The 1,002-nt window shown below is 73.1% G+C and carries 1 protein-coding gene; it reads left to right on the forward strand.

Translation table 11 applies throughout. The features are described from left to right. On the forward strand, positions 1–784 hold a 784-nt coding region (locus tag AB0N07_RS52385; RefSeq protein WP_365848230.1), incomplete at its 5' end, for a Gfo/Idh/MocA family oxidoreductase. Between the last annotated feature and the right edge of the window lie 218 nt (positions 785–1,002).

Consider the following 1,002-nt stretch of genomic DNA (forward strand, 5'->3'; position numbering starts at 1 on the left):
GCGAGTGCTGCGCCTGGTCCAGAACCGCCGCTTCGACAGCGACTTCCAGGGCGTCGCCGAGCTCGTCCGCTCCGGCCGCCACGGGGACGTCGTCCATCTCGAGTCCCGCATCGACCGCTTTCGCCCCACCGTCCGGGACCGCTGGCGGGAAGCCGCGGTGCCCGGGGGCGGCATCTGGTTCGACCTCGGACCGCACCTGGTCGACCAGGCGCTCCTGCTCTTCGGCGTCCCCGAACGCGTGGACGCCGACCTCGCGGCCCTGCGCCCCGGCGCCCCGGTCGAGGACTGGGCGCACTGCGTGCTGCAGTACCCGAGCCGGCGCGTGGTCCTGCAGGCGTCGATGCTCGTGGCCGGCGGCAGCCCGCGCTTCGCGGTCCACGGCACGCGCGGCTCCGCGGTGAAGGAACTGCCGGATCAGCAGGAGGGGCAGCTGCGCGCGGGTCTGCTCCCCGGCGCCGAGGGCTGGGGTGTCGACCCCGACCCGATCCTCCTGCACGACGGGGAGGGGAACATCGAGCGCGTCCCCGCGCCGACCGGAGCCCAGCAGCGGTCCTACGCGGGCGTGCGCGACGCGATCCTCGGCCGCCCGCGCAGCGACCCCGCCACCCCGGACCAGGCCGTCGCCGTGATGGCGGTGCTCGAGGCCGCCGTCGCCTCGGCGCGGGAGAGCCGTGCGGTGGAACCCACACTCACGGCGGTCGAGCGCGCCGCGTACCCCGGCGTGCACACCGCACGGGAGCCCGACGACGACGAAGGCCCGGTCCATATGGACCGGTCCTTCTGACTGGTGGGGCTCCTACGGACTTACTGCAATCAAGACGAGACAGTCCGCCAACTCGATGGCCTGGTGGCAGAGGCCCGAGGGCAGATCAGAGGTGCTGCGCCGCGACACGTGCCGCAGCCTCCGCGATCGGCGTGCAAAGGGAAGCACCTGCCTACTGAGACGGAGCGGGCCATTGTGGCCGAGTACCAGGCAGGGCAGACGATGAAAGCGATCGCAGC

This window comes from Streptomyces sp. NPDC051172, from assembly GCF_040682555.1.
Taxonomy (GTDB): domain Bacteria; phylum Actinomycetota; class Actinomycetes; order Streptomycetales; family Streptomycetaceae; genus Streptomyces.